This is a genomic window from Nitrospirota bacterium (genome assembly GCA_004296885.1).
In the GTDB taxonomy this organism is placed as follows: Bacteria; Nitrospirota; Nitrospiria; order Nitrospirales; family Nitrospiraceae; genus SYGV01.
Map to the genome: position 1 here is coordinate 83,994 of SCVN01000023.1, position 15,159 is coordinate 99,152.

Annotated in this window: 19 protein-coding genes; 17 read left to right on the plus strand and 2 right to left on the minus strand. The window is 61.4% G+C overall.

Annotation, left to right across the window (positions count from 1 at the left end; all coding sequences use genetic code 11):
• The first annotated feature begins 27 nt into the window (after positions 1–27).
• Positions 28–1,728 (plus strand): DNA repair protein RecN, encoded by a 1,701-nt coding sequence (gene recN / locus EPO61_13470; protein ID TAJ06991.1) that lies wholly within the window; start codon positions 28–30, stop codon positions 1,726–1,728.
• Here the strand turns inward: recN and EPO61_13475 are convergent.
• A complete protein-coding gene (locus tag EPO61_13475) occupies positions 1,725–2,501 on the minus strand; it encodes a Stp1/IreP family PP2C-type Ser/Thr phosphatase (GenBank protein TAJ06992.1) in 777 nt (258 codons plus the stop codon). The genes recN and EPO61_13475 overlap by 4 nt on opposite strands.
• Entirely contained in the window at positions 2,498–3,268 is a 771-nt protein-coding gene (locus tag EPO61_13480) for an exonuclease (protein ID TAJ06993.1), read from the minus strand. Before EPO61_13480 ends, EPO61_13475 begins: the two co-directional genes overlap by 4 nt.
• Positions 3,269–3,414: 146 nt before the next feature.
• On the opposite strand from EPO61_13480, the gene EPO61_13485 reads away from it, so the two are divergent.
• The 16 genes from EPO61_13485 (at position 3,415) to EPO61_13560 (ending at position 15,049) form a co-directional block, all read left to right on the plus strand.
• Positions 3,415–3,801: a hypothetical protein gene (locus tag EPO61_13485; GenBank protein ID TAJ07425.1), complete on the plus strand. Its 387-nt coding sequence runs from the start codon at positions 3,415–3,417 to the stop codon at positions 3,799–3,801.
• Positions 3,743–4,132 (plus strand): DUF507 family protein, encoded by a 390-nt coding sequence (locus EPO61_13490; GenBank protein TAJ06994.1) that lies wholly within the window; start codon positions 3,743–3,745, stop codon positions 4,130–4,132. The genes EPO61_13485 and EPO61_13490 overlap by 59 nt, the downstream gene beginning before the upstream one ends.
• A gap of 99 nt (positions 4,133–4,231) precedes the next feature.
• Complete coding sequence (locus tag EPO61_13495) at positions 4,232–4,519, plus strand: DUF507 family protein (protein ID TAJ06995.1); 288 nt, start codon at positions 4,232–4,234, stop codon at positions 4,517–4,519.
• Between the two features lie 148 nt (positions 4,520–4,667).
• A complete protein-coding gene (locus EPO61_13500; GenBank protein TAJ06996.1) occupies positions 4,668–5,024 on the plus strand; it encodes a tetratricopeptide repeat protein in 357 nt (118 codons plus the stop codon).
• Between the two features lie 23 nt (positions 5,025–5,047).
• Complete coding sequence (locus EPO61_13505) at positions 5,048–5,515, plus strand: thioredoxin-dependent thiol peroxidase (protein ID TAJ06997.1); 468 nt, start codon at positions 5,048–5,050, stop codon at positions 5,513–5,515.
• 57 nt (positions 5,516–5,572) lie between these two features.
• A complete protein-coding gene (locus EPO61_13510) occupies positions 5,573–5,812 on the plus strand; it encodes a hypothetical protein (GenBank protein TAJ06998.1) in 240 nt (79 codons plus the stop codon).
• Positions 5,813–5,944: 132 nt separating this feature from the next.
• Positions 5,945–6,847: a hypothetical protein gene (locus EPO61_13515; protein TAJ06999.1), complete on the plus strand. Its 903-nt coding sequence runs from the start codon at positions 5,945–5,947 to the stop codon at positions 6,845–6,847.
• Between the two features lie 108 nt (positions 6,848–6,955).
• Complete coding sequence (radA, locus tag EPO61_13520; GenBank protein ID TAJ07426.1) at positions 6,956–8,317, plus strand: DNA repair protein RadA; 1,362 nt, start codon at positions 6,956–6,958, stop codon at positions 8,315–8,317.
• A gap of 58 nt (positions 8,318–8,375) precedes the next feature.
• Complete coding sequence (locus tag EPO61_13525; protein TAJ07000.1) at positions 8,376–9,227, plus strand: hypothetical protein; 852 nt, start codon at positions 8,376–8,378, stop codon at positions 9,225–9,227.
• A complete protein-coding gene (gene tsaB, locus EPO61_13530) occupies positions 9,221–9,973 on the plus strand; it encodes a tRNA (adenosine(37)-N6)-threonylcarbamoyltransferase complex dimerization subunit type 1 TsaB (GenBank protein ID TAJ07001.1) in 753 nt (250 codons plus the stop codon). Before EPO61_13525 ends, tsaB begins: the two co-directional genes overlap by 7 nt.
• The gene (rimI, locus tag EPO61_13535; protein ID TAJ07002.1) at positions 9,960–10,508 is read left to right on the plus strand and encodes a ribosomal-protein-alanine N-acetyltransferase; all 549 of its coding nucleotides are present in this window, start codon (positions 9,960–9,962) and stop codon (positions 10,506–10,508) included. The genes tsaB and rimI overlap by 14 nt, the downstream gene beginning before the upstream one ends.
• Positions 10,498–10,722, plus strand: a complete 225-nt coding sequence (locus tag EPO61_13540) for a DUF465 domain-containing protein (protein TAJ07003.1) — start codon at positions 10,498–10,500, stop codon at positions 10,720–10,722. The genes rimI and EPO61_13540 overlap by 11 nt, the downstream gene beginning before the upstream one ends.
• A gap of 41 nt (positions 10,723–10,763) precedes the next feature.
• Positions 10,764–11,573, plus strand: coding sequence for a twin-arginine translocase subunit TatC (gene tatC, locus EPO61_13545; protein ID TAJ07004.1), 810 nt, complete (start codon positions 10,764–10,766; stop codon positions 11,571–11,573).
• Between the two features lie 20 nt (positions 11,574–11,593).
• Positions 11,594–12,649: a hypothetical protein gene (locus EPO61_13550; protein TAJ07005.1), complete on the plus strand. Its 1,056-nt coding sequence runs from the start codon at positions 11,594–11,596 to the stop codon at positions 12,647–12,649.
• Positions 12,646–13,158 (plus strand): peptidylprolyl isomerase, encoded by a 513-nt coding sequence (locus tag EPO61_13555; protein ID TAJ07006.1) that lies wholly within the window; start codon positions 12,646–12,648, stop codon positions 13,156–13,158. The genes EPO61_13550 and EPO61_13555 overlap by 4 nt, the downstream gene beginning before the upstream one ends.
• A 64-nt stretch (positions 13,159–13,222) precedes the next feature.
• Positions 13,223–15,049 (plus strand): RiPP maturation radical SAM protein 1, encoded by a 1,827-nt coding sequence (locus EPO61_13560; protein TAJ07427.1) that lies wholly within the window; start codon positions 13,223–13,225, stop codon positions 15,047–15,049.
• The last annotated feature ends 110 nt before the right edge of the window (positions 15,050–15,159 follow it).

A 15,159-nucleotide genomic window follows, 5' to 3' on the forward strand; every position in this document is an offset into this window, starting at 1 on the left:
TCCTGATCCATTAAGGTTGCGGCTCGTATGCTCACCGAGCTGCGCATCGCCAACTTCGCGGTCATCGAACAGCTCCATCTTGAATTTTCCAGCGGGTTCCAGGTCCTGACCGGAGAGACCGGTGCGGGCAAGTCCATCCTCGTGGATGCCCTGGCCCTTCTGATCGGGGGGCGGGCCGCGAACGATCAGATCAGGGCCGAATCCGAAGAGGCAGAGCTGCAGGCCTCCTTTTCCATCCCGGCCAAGAGCCCTCTCATTGCCAGCCTTCGGGATTGCGGGGTCTTGGCTCCCGACGAAACCGAGCTCATCATCCGGCGTATCCTGTCCCGATCGGGCCGGAACCGAGTTTATCTCAACGGCCGGCTCACCCCGCTCCATCAGGTACAGAGCTTGGCCGGCACCCTCATTGACATTCACGGCCAGCACGAGCAGCAATCCTTGCTGGCGGCTCAGACGCAGTTGGACGCCCTGGATGCCTTCGGGCAGTTGGGCGAAGCCTGCCAGGCCTACGCCACGCGATTCGAAGCCTGGCGTGTTCAGCAGCAAGCGCTCAATGAGGCGGTCCGGCTGGCCGCCGAGCGGCAAGCGAAAGAAGATTTCATTCGGTTTCAGCACAAGGAACTGGCGGAAGCGGAGCTCCGCTCCGGAGAGGAAGAAGCCTTGGAGTCAGAGCGCCGCCGGCTGAGCCACTCCCAACGGCTGGGGCAACTGAGCGACGAGGCCTATGAGCTGCTGTATGGAGCGGAATCTTCGTCGTTAGGCTCTCTGGGCGCGGTGGCCCAGCGCTTGAAAGAGTTGGCGGGGATTGATCCGGAGGCGGTCGAATGGACCGGACTCTGTGAGAGTGCCACCGTCGAGCTGCGCGAGTTGGCCGGGCGGCTGCGCGATTACCGGCAGGGGCTGGAACATGATCCGGATCGGTTGGCGCAAATCGAGGAGCGGCTGGACAAGCTCCAGCGGCTGAAAAAGAAGTATGGAGCGGCGGGAGCGGCGGCGACGGTCGCTCAATTGCTGGCGAAGCTGGAGCAATTGCAGGGGGAGCTGGAGGGACTGGATCAGAGCGAGTCACACTTGGCCGACTTGCGCGAGAAGGTGATAGGAGCGGAGCGGGACGCGGTGGCCTCGGCCGAGCGGCTGTCGGAGGGGCGGAAAAAAGCGGCCAAGAAGCTGGAGGCCCGGGTCAAGGCGGAGCTGTCGGCGCTGCGCATGGAACAGACCCAGTTCCAAATTGCCGTCGCATCGGATCGAAGCGAGGCGGCGCTGGGGCCGACCGGCTGCGATCGGGTGGAATTCCTGCTTTCTGCGAACCCCGGCGAACCGCTGCAGCCGATGGCAAAGGTCGCCTCGGGCGGCGAGCTCTCGCGGATCATGTTGGCGCTCAAGACCGTGTTGGCGGAGAGCGACGGTGTGCCCGTGCTGATCTTTGACGAAGTGGATCAGGGCGTCGGGGGTGCAGTGGCGGCGGTGATGGGCAAACGGCTCAAGGCCCTGGCTGCCTATCACCAGGTCTTTTGCATCACGCATCTGCCCCAGATCGCGTCCCAGGCCGGGGCCCATTATGTGGTGGAAAAGACCGTGACGAAGAAACGCACGGTGACCACGGCGCGGCGGCTCGATCAGACCGGACGGAAGGAAGAAGTCGCGCGCATGATGGGCGGCCTCGCCATCACCAAGAATGTGCGGGAGGCGGCGGCGGAGATGATCGGGGGGGCGGAAGACGGGGATTAGGCCATCCCGATCTGATCGCTGACCAACAACACAGTCACGTTGTCCTGTCCGCCCCGTTCGTTGGCCAAGCGCACCAACTCGTCGCAGACCGCTTGCGTATCCTCTCCATAGCCAGCAAGAGCGTTCAGGATCTCGCCATCGCTCAACATCTTCGTCAACCCGTCGGTGCATAAGAGTATCCGGTCCCCGGTCTGCAAGCGCAGGGAGAGGAGGTCCGGCTCCACCTGTGCCGCGATACCCAAGGCGCGGGTGAGCATGTGCCGAAGATGGTGCGTGGCGGCATCCTGCGCCGAAAGGAGCCCGGCCCGCACCTGATCCTCCACCCACGAATGGTCTCTGGTGAGTTGGGACAGGGCGCCATCACGGTGCAGGTAGGCGCGACTGTCCCCCACGTGGGCCAATGTCGCCCGGGCTTGAGGGAATCCCTCGATGTGCAGCGCGATGAGCGTCGTGCCCATGCCTTTATATTCGGGGCGTGCATTGCCCTCCGCATGGAGCGCGACGTTGGCCTGGATCACGGCTTGGCGCAACCCGTCAGCGCGGTCGCAGGAGCCTGGTCTTCCCGCGCCGGCCAGCTTGGCCATGTGTGTTGCTGTGGTGGCGACCGCCACTTGGCTTGCCACGTCGCCTCCCGGATGGCCGCCCATCCCGTCGGCGATGATCCACAAGCCAAGCTCGTCCCGGAGAAATAGTGCATCCTGGTTGGCCTGGCGCACTAGGCCAACGTCTGTCCTGCCGGCCCCGTACCATCTGGCACCAGGTAATCGGCTCATGCCCGGGAGGCCCCCGCAGTTCGGTAGCGGGCTACCAAGCGGTCGTAAAACGTATCGGCCAGGGGTTCCAGATTGCGGACGTCGGCGGCGTTATAGTGGAGCAGTCGTTCCAGGGAAGTCGCCCGGCCCTGCTGCCACTCGTTCCAGAGGCGTACCGCTTCCCAACCATCAAGTCCTTGCACGTCGGCAGCACGTTCGAGACCCATCTGCGCCTCGATCTGTTTCAGCCCTCCTGTCAGCCCCAGCCGCCTGGCGGCGAAGCACAGGTCCATATGGGGCTGATCGAGGATCAGGCCGGGGAATTTCGCGCGTAGGTAGGGGAGGTCGAAGACGCTTCCAAAGAAGGTGACGATAAGATCGTAGGGGGCCAATGCCCTGCTCAATCGCGCCTCGGTGAGCGAATCGCCTTGCACGAGTTGGGTCAGGCACCCGTTGGCGTAGAGCCCGACCACCGTCACCTCGCCGGTTGCGGGCGGCTCACCGGTGGTTTCGATATCCAGGTACACCGCTTTGGGTTTGAAGGTGTCGAACAGTCGCCAGTGGTCGCGCGGTTTCAGGCATTGGGCGAAGTAGCGGGCACGGCCCTGCTCCAACTGGCGGATGGCGGCCGCGATGTCCCGGTCGTAGAGTGTCTTGCGGCCAACGCTGAGGCCGGTGGGCGAGGGATTATGCAGGAACGTCTGCCAGTCGGGAATGCCGTGGTCCCACCAGCGCCGTTCTGTATATTCGCCGACGCCTTTGAGCAGGACGAAAGTGGATTGCAGCATGGTGATAGTGACGCAATTTCACAGAGTTGTCGCGACTGTGGCGCGGATTCTAGCCTTGATTTAGGGAGGGAAACAAGTTAAATTCCGCGCAGGGCTTGTGGCAGCCCCAGAAGAAACAAAACCGGAACGTGGGGGCTCGGTCGAGTATGGCGGACAACGGCACCAAACGCATCACGATCAAGATCGGCGGGGTGAAACTGGAAGCGGAATTGAAGAACAATAAGACCACCGAGGCGATTTATGCGGCGTTGCCGGTCGAAGCCTCTGTGAACAGCTGGGGCGAGGAGTTTTATTTCAAGATGCCGGGGGTCAAGGACCATCGGGAGATCGCGACGACGCAGGTGAAAGTCGGCGATGTGGCTTTCTGGGGGGTGGGGGAAGTCCTCGCCATCTTCTTCGGCCGGACGCCGATGAGTATGGGGCCCGATCCCGTGCCCGCCGACCGGGTCAATGTGATCGGCCGGATCGTGGGCGATGCGACCCAGTTGCGACAGGCCCTGGGGGCGACCACCATCCGGGTCGACAAGGCATGAGCCGAATCATGCACCGTGTGTCGGATGGCTCCGGTATCGCGGGGGACAGATGAAGCTCTCGAAGGAACGGGTGACCCATCTGGCGCAGACCCTGGGCGCTCGGCTCCAGGCCCAGGGGCATCTGGACCTGACCGGAACGCCGAAAGCCCTGGCGGAAGCGCTGGAGCAGGCAATCACGGAAGAACTCATGGTCGAGGATCGCCTCAACGCGGAGATCCGCGGCCTCATGAAGGCCTATGAAGCCGAGATCGAACAGGGGCGGGTGGACTATCAGAAGATGTTTACGATGATCAAAAGCAAGCTGGTTCGGGATCGGGGGCTCATTCTTTAACGCGGAAAGCTGAACGATGCATGATGAACGAAGAGCTGTGAATGTAAAGTCTGATCGCATCGACTTTATATTGCCGCGGTCGTTATTTGGCGTTCATCGGTGAGTGCAATGCTGTTGAGCGACGACAAGATCACCCATCTGTCGCATGTGATTCTGGCCTGTCTGAAGAAGACGACGGCCGCAAAATTGAAGGGTGATGAGACCCACGCCCTGCGCGAGATCAAGCGCATCCTGGCCTTGGAATTGGTCCAGGAAGAGGCGGTCGAGCGGTCGGTGCGGGCCAAGCTGGCCTCCTATTCCCGTCCCATTGCGGAGGGCAGTCAGGAGTGGGAAGTGCTGTATCGGAAAGCGATGGAGGAGGAGTTGCGGAAACACAGGTCCTCCTAGGAGCCGGGTCGAACGTTGTCCGTTGGTCTGTGAGGGAATTATGAAACCCATGATCGGTATCCTTCTGCTGTTTGTTGGTGTGTGGGCGTCCGCTTGCTCATCGTCGTCGCCGGAGAAGCCGAAAGCGCGGGCCCCTCTGCCGCTCCCAATGAGCGCGTCCACGGTGGCCGTCCAAGCCAATGAGCAAGGGACCAAAGCCTATCAAAGCCGCCAGTTCGATGCCGCGAAGGTTTCGTTCGAGCAAACCGTGACGGCGGCGCCGGATTCCGGAGAAGCCCATTACAATCTGGGCCTGGCGCTGTTCGCGATGGGCGACAACGATGCGGCCCGGGAACATTTCATCGAAGCGGCGAATCTGGCTCCCGGCAACAAGGTGATCTGGGACTCTCCGGCTTTGCGCCAATATGGGAGTCCCGATCCGAATATTCGCAAGAAGAAGGTGGACGACAGTTACACGAACCAGAGGCCCGGGCTCGGCACCAAGCCGGGGGGCATGAGTCGTTAGGACAGAGAGTGGAGGCCGGTATTATGGCAACGGAGTTGGCGGTCGGCGTGCCCGCGCCGGAGTTTTCACTGTCCGACGAAAACGGAAAAACCGTCGCGCTGAAGGGGCTCAAGGGCAATCCCATCGTGCTGTATTTCTATCCCAAAGATGACACGCCCGGCTGTACGAAGGAGGCCTGCGACTTCCGCGATTCCCATAAACGGCTTCGGCAGACCGGCGCCGTCGTCCTGGGCGTCAGTCTTGACGGGGCGGAGGCGCACAAGAAATTCATCGCCAAATTCGATCTGCCTTTTTCGCTCCTGTGCGACGAGGATGCGTCGGTGTCCAAGTCCTACGGGGTCTACAAGCAGAAGAATATGTATGGGAAGAAATACTGGGGCATCGAACGGAGCACGTTTGTCATAGATGAACGGGGTGTCGTCAAAGCCCTGTTCCGCAAGGTCAAGGTGGACGGCCATGCGGATGAGGTGTTGGCGGCCTTAAAGAAGTGAGGAATCTGTCAGCCGTCGGCGCTCGGCTCCCGGCTGAAGGCTGAGCGCTTTCTTGGTATGGATAACCGAGAGAAGACCTGGCACGGGTTGCGAGCGGCGTCGTTGTCTCTCATTCCTGGCCTCGGACATTTGTATCTGGGCGACAAACGCGGGTATGCCGTGGTGGCGTTTGCGATCGCGTTGTTTCTGATCTCTCGACTCCTGTGGGCTCCCGCCGAGCTCCTCTATCTGAGCATGATCGTCTTTTCCGGCGGGGATGCCTATTCCATCGCCAAGCGTGGCCACGGTCTGATGTAAACGCTCCCATCCCACTCCCCGACTCGACGGAGGTGCGCGGTGGCCGGACGGCCAACAGAAATTTCCGGCCCCGCCGAGCGAGCGGGTCGCATTCATGCTCCTTCCTGCATCGCTCCGGCTGAGCCCAATGCCATGGTCTGGGTACGCCAGGATGTGCGCTCTCCGCCCTTTGCTCCCGGTCTGCTTCTGATCGCCTTTCTGGCGCTTGTCTGCTGGTGGTTAGTTCTGGGGCAAGTTGATGCGGCGGAGAAGACCCAGGGACAACTGTCGGTGCGTGATGCGTTGACGGTGCCGGGAAAGCCAGCCCGGATCGAGGTCAGGCTGTTCCGTAGCGGTCCGGGGCAGCCGGGCATGGGCGGCGAGCCATTGGAATTACTGGTCGGGGGAGCCAAGGCCGGCCTGGCCATGACGGGTGGCGACGGGCGGGCGTTCTTTGACGCGGCCTGCCGAATGCGGGGAACGTATGTGGTCACCGTCAGGGTTGCCGGCAGTCCGAGAGTTGACAGTCCTGAGGCCACCGGCACGCTTGCCTGCTGGGAACGCCGTCGCCCCATTCTGCTGGTGGATCTTGCGGCGCTGGCCAAGGAGTCCAAAGCGCCTTTCGGGATGCCGCCAGGCCTGTCGCTTCCTGTGGGAAGCGCGGAGCCGGAACCCCTCACGGAGGCGGCAGAGGAGCTGAAACGGCTGACCGACTATTATTATAACGTCGTCTATCTATCCTGGTCACAACCTGCGGTCTGGCCGAAGGAATCGGATATACGGACATGGCTGCAACAGGCCAAATTCCCACCCGGCTTGTTGATGACGGCAAGGCCTGGTCAGGTCGGCTTAACCGAGTTGCTGGACCGGCTCAAGGCTGAAGGGTGGGCCAATGTCAAGGTGGGAATCGGAAGGACGCGAGAGTTTGCCGAGACGTTGGTGGCGCATCGAATCGATGCGGTGATCCTACCTGCCGGCTCTCGCGACGAGGAGGTGCCGAAGAAGGCGCATATCATGAAAAGCTGGATAGAAATCCGAAAGAAGCTGCGGAGTTAGGAATTTTCTCCTGGGCTGCGACCCTTTTGTGTTTTGTGCCCGGTTGCTTTAAGATGCAACCAGCTGACACTCTAGAACCAGGCCGGCGTGACGAAGAAACTCCAGACGATGCGAGTCAAAACCAGCTTTTTGTGCCAGGTTTGCGGCCACCAGGCTCCCCGGTGGCTGGGGCGATGTCCCGATTGTGGCCGGTGGAATAGCCTGAAGGAGGAACGGCTTCCTGCGACCGGTCCTGGTCGTGCGGGGAATCCCGGCGTGGCCGGTTCGAAGGCGACGCCCATCAACGAAATCGAGATCATCGGCGAAGATCGGCTGGAGACGGGGATCGGCGAACTGGATCGTGTGTTGGGGGGCGGCGTCATACCCGGGTCGGTGATCCTCATCGGGGGCGACCCCGGCATCGGCAAGACCACCCTGCTCCTCCAGGCCCTGCCGAAGCTGGCGATGGCCGGCGAAAAAGTCCTGTACGTGTCGGGAGAAGAGTCCCCGCGGCAGATCAAGATGCGGGCGCAGCGGCTGGCCGTCGAAGACCCGGCCCTCTTCATCCTGGCCGAAACGTCACTCGAAACCATCTTCAAGTCGATCCACGAGTTGCAGCCGACGGTTGTGGTGGTGGACTCCATCCAGACGGTCTATACCGACCAGATCACTTCCGCGCCCGGCAGCATCAGTCAGGTGCAGGAGGTGGCGGGGCAGTTGATGGGGTTTGCCAAGCGGAGCGGCGTGCCGGTGTTCATCATCGGCCATGTGACGAAGGAAGGGGCGATTGCCGGGCCCCGGCTTCTGGAGCACATCGTGGATACGGTGCTGTATTTCGAGGGCGACCGGGGCCATGCCTATCGGATCTTGCGCGCCGTGAAGAACCGGTTCGGATCCACGAACGAGATCGGGGTCTTTACGATGAAGGACGCGGGGCTCGAAGAAGTCGGCAACCCATCGGAACTGTTCCTGGCCGAGCGGCCCGAGCGGAGTACCGGCTCAGTCGTCGTTTCCAGTCTGGAGGGGTCGCGGCCCATTCTGGTCGAGTTGCAGGCGTTGGTGTCTTCGACGAGCTATGCCATGCCGAAGCGTATGGCGAACGGCGTGGAGCTGAATCGGGTCTCCCTGTTGCTGGCGGTGATGGAGAAACGGCTCGGGTTGCATTTTTCCGGGCAGGATGTCTACGTGAACGTCGTGGGCGGCCTGCAAATCGAGGAGCCGGCGGTGGACGTGGGGATTGCGTTGGCCATTACGTCCAGCCTCCGCGAGCGTCCGATCGATCACCGCACGGTCGTCCTGGGCGAGATGGGCCTCGGTGGAGAGGTGCGCGCCATCAGCCAGGTGGATCTCCGCTTGCGCGAGGCGGCCAAAATGGGGTTTCGACGCTGCCTGCTGCCGGAACGGAATCTGGCCAAGCTGGAGCCGGTCGAGGGGATGGAACTCGTGGGGATCCGAGAGATTGGAGACGCATTGGATGCGGCGTTCGCCTAGGACGACGGCAAAAACGGCACGTGGCAGTCTGCCCTCATGGCGCGTGGTCTGTTGCCTCTTGCCTCTTGTAGTGCTGTCCGGCTGCGCCCTGTGGTCCAAGCCGGAAGGGCCGACGCTCCAGGAGGCCACGGCTTCGCAACTGACGCAATTGCTGAAGGAACGTGAGGCGGCGATCCAGACGGTCAAGGGTCTGTTCAGAGCCCAGGTGAAGGGAGTCGGCAGCTTCTTGGTCCAGCGCATGGAAGGGGCCGTATATTACCGGCGGCCGAATGCGCTCAGGCTGCAAGGCTTTAATCAAATCGGCGGACCCCTGTTCGACTTTATCGTGGCGGAAGACTTGTACCGGCTTCGCTTGCTGGCCTCGGGGAAGACCTATACGGGACGGTTGGGCGATCTTCAGGACCTGGGCGCCATCAGCAAGCCCATCCAGTTGAGCCTCCTGGCCATGAGCGGCGCCGTCGGGACTGCTTCCGTGGACGAGGGGGACCGCGTCGCCCTGGTTGAAGACGGGGACCGGTATCGTTTGGATGTGCTGGCATCATCGGACGGCACAGCCGATCATGCCACGCCTCTGCGCCGCATCTGGTTTGATCGGCAGTCGCTGCAGGTGGTGCAGGAGGATCGCCTGAGCCAGTCCGGCCAACTGGAAGCGACGGTTCGGTTCGATGATTTTCGAGCTGTCCAGTCGTCCTTGCCCGGCGAGGCCGGCCCGCTCCTGAAGCCTTTCAAGGTCATGATCCAAGACGGACAGGGGGGCGGCGCCCTGCAACTCACGTTTCATGAGATCGTGCCGAATCCGGTCCTGAAACCGGAAGACTTGGGCGTGGTCCGGAAGGAGGAGGAAGATATCCGTCGGCCGGTGCGTCCGATGGCGCACACGTTCTTTGATGCGACGGGGGCGAGATCGTGAAAGTCTTGGCCGTGGAAACCGCGACGAGGCGTCAAAGCGTGGCGATCCTGGATGGGACGAGGGTGTTGGCACGTTCGGATGAAGATGCCCGAGGGGCCCATGCGCGCTGGTTGGTGCCGACCATTGATCGGCTCTTGGCTGAAACCGGTTTGTCTCTGACCGGTCTGGACGGATTGGCCGTTTCCATTGGGCCTGGATCGTTCACCGGCTTGCGGGTTGGCCTGGCCACGATGATGGGCTTCCGAACGGTCGCCGGTCTTCCCTTGGCAGCGGTTCCAACCCTGGAAGCCCTAGCCTGGAATCACCGGGAGGTGGGGTGCACCATCTGTCCGATCCTGCAGGCCAGAACCGGCGAGGTCTATTGGGCTTTGTATCGCTGGACCTCGGAAACGGTGCTGACTCGGATTTCGGAAGCACGAGCCGGAACGCTCCGGGCGCTGGGTGAGTCCATCACAGACTCGACCGTCGTACTGGGCGACGGCTGGGAGGGCAACGAGGACGAGTTGCAGCTGGTGCTCGCAGAACGGATGGTGAAGGTGGAGCAGGCGCCTCCTGAGGCGATGGCGGTTTCAGCCGTGAGCGTCGGCCTGGCCGGACTGGAACGGCTGGCACGGGGTGACAAAGCAAGCCAGGGGTTGGTCCCCTTGTATGTTCAACGAGCTGAAGCGGAGGTGGCTTGGGAGCGGCGGGCGCCGGCTGTCGCCTCTATCCCTGGCCGGGACGAAGGCGGTCATGGACAGTCATAGGGGTAGCGTGGTTCACGATCGCCAAGATCCTCTTGCCTCTCGGTTTCTGTTTGAGCCGGCACAAAGGGGGGATCTCGATCGTCTCGTTGCGATCGAGCAGGCCTCGTTCACGGCTCCCTGGACCCGTAAGATGCTCGAAGCGGAGTTGCAGAATCCCTTCAGTCAGCTCCTCACCGCGCGACGGCGGTCGGACGGGCGGACCGGAGAGATCGTCGGCTACCTGTGCTTCTGGATCGTGTTCGAGGAGTTGCGCCTCATGAATTTGGCCGTGGAAGCGGGGAGTCGGCGCCGGGGCATTGCCAGGGCACTGGTCCTCCACGCCCTCTCCCTGGCCCGTGACCGTGGTGCTACACGGGCGGTGCTCGAGGTGCGGGTCTCGAATCATGCGGCCAGGCGCCTGTACGAAGGCTTGGGATTCCGACAGGTGGCTGTTCGTTCCCGGTACTACGCGGATCCGATCGAAGATGCCGTGCTGATGCAACGAGAGTCGGTGGGCGTTCTAACCCTAAGCCAGGAGGTGGAGCATGCTGACTGACGCACGTGTCTCGGAGCTGTTGAGAGGGTCCAGCACGGAATTCAAGGAACTCGAACAGATTCACCACCGGCTGGATGCGGAACTGGCGGAATTGCAAAAGCGACATGTGCTGACCCCCCAGGAGGAGCTGGTCAAGAAGCAGCTCCAAAAAGAGAAACTGGCCAAGAAGGACAGGATGGCGGAGTTGATTCGCCTGTATCGGGAGAACGGGTAGGGCGCCGCCGCCCGCTCACCGGCAATTCGCGGACCAACGTGATGGAATTTCCAGGCGTCAAGTCCATGGCTACCGTGCTGCCGCCGCTGGCCAACCACCTGGCCAGCATCAAGCGGCGCCTGATCGTGATTGCGGGAGCGGTCCTGGCGTCTTTCATCCTGACCTTTGCTTATGCGGGGGAGTTGATTCAATGGTTCAAGCGCCCCTTTTCGGACGAGCTGATTTTTTACAGCCCCACCGAAGCTCTGTTTGCCTCCGTGAAGGTATCGATCCTGGCCGGTATCGTGCTGAGTCTGCCAGTGATTCTCTATCAATGCTGGAAGTTCATCGAGCCGGCCCTGCTCCCGAAGGAGCAACGGTGGGCCATTCCCCTCTTCTGTCTGGCGGCAGGATTTTTCGCCCTGGGAATGGTTTTCTGCAATCTGGTCATCCTGCCGCTGGTCATCCAGTTCTTCGTCAGTTTCGGTATGGAGCGAGCGCTGGTTCCCCAATTGGCTGTCGGCACTTACGTCGATTTCAACGTCAAATTTCTGCTGATCTTTGGGTTCGCGTTCGAGCTACCGTTGGTGTTGACGCTGTTGTCGCGCATCGGCGTCGTGTCGCCGGCGTTGCTCAGCCATTACCGCAAACATGCCGTCATGACGGCCTTGATCCTGTCGGCAATCGTCACGCCCGACGCCACCCTGTTCACCATGCTCTTGATGGCGGTGCCCCTCATGGTCCTGTATGAGATCGGCATTCTTGGGACCCGCTTGTTTGGCCGGCGCCTTCCGCAAGGAGCGCCGGGGCAGGATCATGATGGGCCTGTTCCGGTGCTGCCGACGGGCACGGCCGGCCAGCGGGTGAAATGATGGCCCCGTTCAAAGCCGCCTTGGTACTTGTTGCTTGCGCCTTGTTCTTCGGGGCGGTCCAACCCTGTGCGGCCCAGCGGTCTCCGGGTCGCCATGACGCTCCGTTGGAGCAGGTGCCGGTCAGCCCGGCCCCCAGCATTCAAGCTTTGGCGGTGGGCAAGGATCAGGCCCTGTATGCCGGCTCGTTCGGTCAGGGGGTGTTTCGCAGTCATGACCAGGGGAAGAGCTGGGTGTCCGTCAATGAGGGACTGAGCGATGGGTTTATCCTGTCCTTGGCCATTGCGGAGGACGGAAGGGTCTATGTCGGCACCCTCAGAGGGGGCGTGTTCCGGAGCGACAACGAAGGCAAGAGCTGGCAGGCGTTGAACGAAGGGCTCAAGCGGCTGGAGGTCAAGGCCTTGCTGATCGATGGCCGCGCCCTCTATGCCGGGACCGGCGACGGCGTCTATCGCTTGGGAGAAGGAGATACCCACTGGGCGCGCGTAACCAAGGGGTTTGATGACCTGCTCATCCACACCCTGGTGCTGGGTATGGATCGGACTCTCTTTGCCGGCACATCCGGGAAGGGGGTGCTCCGGTTGAAGTTCAACGGGGCGGAGTGGACTCGCCTTTCCAAGGGACTGAAGGACCATGAAGGGCTGGTCGAGAATTTCATTCGTGTGCTGGCGCTGGATCGGGAACAAGCGCTCTACGCGGGCACCTTCGACGGCGGGGTGTTTCGGAGCGCCGATGGAGGGGAAACCTGGATTCCGATCAGCCGATCCCTCCCCAATGATTCGATCCGGGGTATCGTAGTGAGCGAAAAAGGGCTGGTTGTCGCCACGGGACGGGGGATTTTTAAGACGGTGAGCCAAGGACAGAAGTGGCTGCCCCTGAACAAGGGGCTGACGGAGCTCTCTGTCCAGGCCTTGGTTGCTCCCGGAGGCGGGGTGCTCTATGCGGGGACGAGTGCGGGGGTGTTTCGAAGCGACGACGATGGAGAGAGTTGGGCCGGGATCAGCGAGGGGCTGGGCGCGGCGCAGGAGTCGGCGGCCAAGTCGCCATGGGATCATTTGGGGAGGAGTGGAAAGCCATGAGTGAGCCGAGCGAGAAGACGCGCGCGACGATTACGGTGACGATGAAAGGGGAACGGCTGGGTGAGATCGGGCTGAAGTTTTATCCGGACGTGGCGCCGGGCCATGTGAAGAACTTTATCAAGCTGGCCCAGGAGAAGTTTTACGACGGGACGACGTTTCACCGAGTGATCCCCGGATTTATGATCCAGGGGGGCGATCCCAACAGCAAGCAGCCGGACCGATCCATGCACGGGATGGGTGGGCCGGGCCACCGGGTGAAGGCGGAGTTCAACAGTAAACCGCACAAGCGGGGCGTGTTGTCTATGGCCAGGTCGAACGATCCGGACAGCGCCGGCTCGCAGTTTTTCATTTGCGTGGCCGATGCCAATTTTCTGGATTGGCAGTATACGGCGTTCGGCGAGGTCGTGAGCGGGATGGATCTGGCGGACAAGATTGTCGCCGTGAAGCGGGACGGGCGGGACAATCCGCTCGAACGGGTCGAGATGACCGTGACCGTGTCGGAAGCCTGAACCGAGCTTGCTTGCCGGTAGGGAGAAGGCCGTGAGCGACGCGATCAAAGTCGCGCTTGTGAATATGCCGTTCGGCTATTCCAAGTATCCGTCCATCCAATTGGGGACGCTTTCGGCCTTGCTGAAGTCTCAGGGGATCGGCGTCGCCAGCCACTATCTCAACCTCCGGTTTGCCCACAAGATCGGCGTGCCCTTGTATGAGCTGCTGTGCGAGAAGCGTGCGCTGCTTGGGGAGTGGCTCTTTTCCCACCTGCTGTTCCGCGAGAACCCCAAGCATGCCGACTATCCCCGCACCTTCAAGCCAGTCTTCGAAGAGCTGGCTCGTGAAAGCGGTCACCCCATCTCGTATTTTGAAGAACTGGCCGCCAGGGGAGCCCCGCAGTTTCTCACCTGGGCCATGACGGCGATCGATTGGGGGCAGTATCAGGTCGTCGGGTTCACTTCCACCTTCGACCAGAACGTGGCCAGTCTGTCCTTGGCCAAGCTCATCAAGGATATCTATCCGGACGTGCGGATCGTCTTCGGAGGAGCCAATTTCGACGGAGACATGGGTCTCGAGCACCTCCGCGCCTTCCCCTGGATCGATTATGTGGTGGTGGGGGAGGGGGAGGAGGTGTTTCCCTCCTTGGTGAGGCAGATTCTCGAGGGCAACGAGGCCAGCCCGCCGAAAGGGGTGGCCTATCGCCGGGAGGGGCGGATTTGCTTCGAGCCGAATTCGAAACTTTTTTCCGAATTTCAGCGGATGGGGCCTCCCGATTACGACGATTATTTTCGACAGGTGGCCGAAATCGGCGGGGAGCCGTCAAGGGGCTTGGATCGTGTCCTGCTCTATGAAGGGTCCCGGGGGTGCTGGTGGGGTGAGAAGCATCACTGCACGTTCTGCGGTTTGAACGCCCAGAGCATGAAATTCCGGGCGAAGACTCCGGAGCAAGTGGCGCGGGAACTGGACTACCTGTCCAGCCGCTACGACTCTACCCGGTTTCGTCTGGTGGACAACATCATCGACATGAAATACGTGGACAAGTTGTTCGGCCAGTTCGCGGCGGACCACTTGGATCTGGACGTTTTTATCGAAACCAAGAGCAATCTGCACAAGAAACAGATTCAGACCCTCGCTCAGGGCGGGGTGAAATGCATGCAACCGGGCATCGAGAGTTTGAGTCAGGCCCAGCTTCACGAGATGGACAAGGGCGTGAGCCCCATGCAAAACGTCCAGTGCTTGAAGTGGAGCTTGTACTACCATGTCGATATCTCCTGGAACATCCTGTTGGGCTTTCCTCATGAAACGGATGAGGACTACCGGAAACAGATCGAGCTGATTCCCTCTCTATTGCATCTTCAGCCTCCCCAAGGAGTCGGCAAGTTTTGGCTCGAGCGGTTCAGCCCTTATTTCACCAGGCCGGAACAGTACGGCATTCGCATCACGGGACCAGGATTAGCCTACCACTATGTGTATGATCCCAAGGTGGTGGATTTGCGGAAAATCGCCTACGACTTCGAGTACGAGATCGACCATAAAGTCTCCCCGGGGCGCTACGAAGAGTTGACCCAGTTGGTTCGTGACTGGCAGCAGAGACATGCCTCCGCAGACAAGCCGTTTCTCTACTATTCCAAGTCCCTGAGCTATGTGACCGTCTACGATGGGCGGTCGAGCGACAGGCCGACGCGGACGCGCTACGACTGGCCGGCGTCCTCCATTCTCGAGTTGTGCAACGAAGCGCCCAAGTCCCTGGAGCAGATCCGGGCAGGGTTGAAGGAAGCGGGACGGGGGCAAGTCCCCGATCCCGCCTCGCTGGAAGACCTGTTCGCGGCCTTGATCGCTCGGCGCATCCTCTACGTCGAGCGCGGCAAGTACTTTACCCTCGCCCTTCCCACCAACTCGACGTTCTAAGTCACGCTGCGGTGTTTCCTTGCCTCGCGGCGCCCAGCGGCCGAGAGGGGTGTCTGGCGATCGGCTCCTGGATGTCATGATAGTTGACATAGTGACAGGTTATTTGCTAT

Bases quoted from the DNA above. Each gene is read 5' to 3' on its own strand.
- recN (TAJ06991.1), top strand. From the start codon at position 28: ATGCTCACCGAGCTGCGCATCGCCAACTTCGCGGTCATCGAACAGCTC.
- EPO61_13475 (TAJ06992.1), bottom strand. From the start codon at position 2,501: ATGAGCCGATTACCTGGTGCCAGATGGTACGGGGCCGGCAGGACAGAC.
- EPO61_13480 (TAJ06993.1), bottom strand. From the start codon at position 3,268: ATGCTGCAATCCACTTTCGTCCTGCTCAAAGGCGTCGGCGAATATACA.
- EPO61_13485 (TAJ07425.1), top strand. From the start codon at position 3,415: ATGGCGGACAACGGCACCAAACGCATCACGATCAAGATCGGCGGGGTG.
- EPO61_13490 (TAJ06994.1), top strand. From the start codon at position 3,743: ATGCGACCCAGTTGCGACAGGCCCTGGGGGCGACCACCATCCGGGTCG.
- EPO61_13500 (TAJ06996.1), top strand. From the start codon at position 4,668: ATGAGCGCGTCCACGGTGGCCGTCCAAGCCAATGAGCAAGGGACCAAA.
- EPO61_13505 (TAJ06997.1), top strand. From the start codon at position 5,048: ATGGCAACGGAGTTGGCGGTCGGCGTGCCCGCGCCGGAGTTTTCACTG.
- EPO61_13510 (TAJ06998.1), top strand. From the start codon at position 5,573: ATGGATAACCGAGAGAAGACCTGGCACGGGTTGCGAGCGGCGTCGTTG.
- EPO61_13515 (TAJ06999.1), top strand. From the start codon at position 5,945: ATGGTCTGGGTACGCCAGGATGTGCGCTCTCCGCCCTTTGCTCCCGGT.
- radA (TAJ07426.1), top strand. From the start codon at position 6,956: ATGCGAGTCAAAACCAGCTTTTTGTGCCAGGTTTGCGGCCACCAGGCT.
- rimI (TAJ07002.1), top strand. From the start codon at position 9,960: ATGGACAGTCATAGGGGTAGCGTGGTTCACGATCGCCAAGATCCTCTT.
- EPO61_13540 (TAJ07003.1), top strand. From the start codon at position 10,498: ATGCTGACTGACGCACGTGTCTCGGAGCTGTTGAGAGGGTCCAGCACG.
- tatC (TAJ07004.1), top strand. From the start codon at position 10,764: ATGGAATTTCCAGGCGTCAAGTCCATGGCTACCGTGCTGCCGCCGCTG.
- EPO61_13555 (TAJ07006.1), top strand. From the start codon at position 12,646: ATGAGTGAGCCGAGCGAGAAGACGCGCGCGACGATTACGGTGACGATG.
- EPO61_13560 (TAJ07427.1), top strand. From the start codon at position 13,223: ATGCCGTTCGGCTATTCCAAGTATCCGTCCATCCAATTGGGGACGCTT.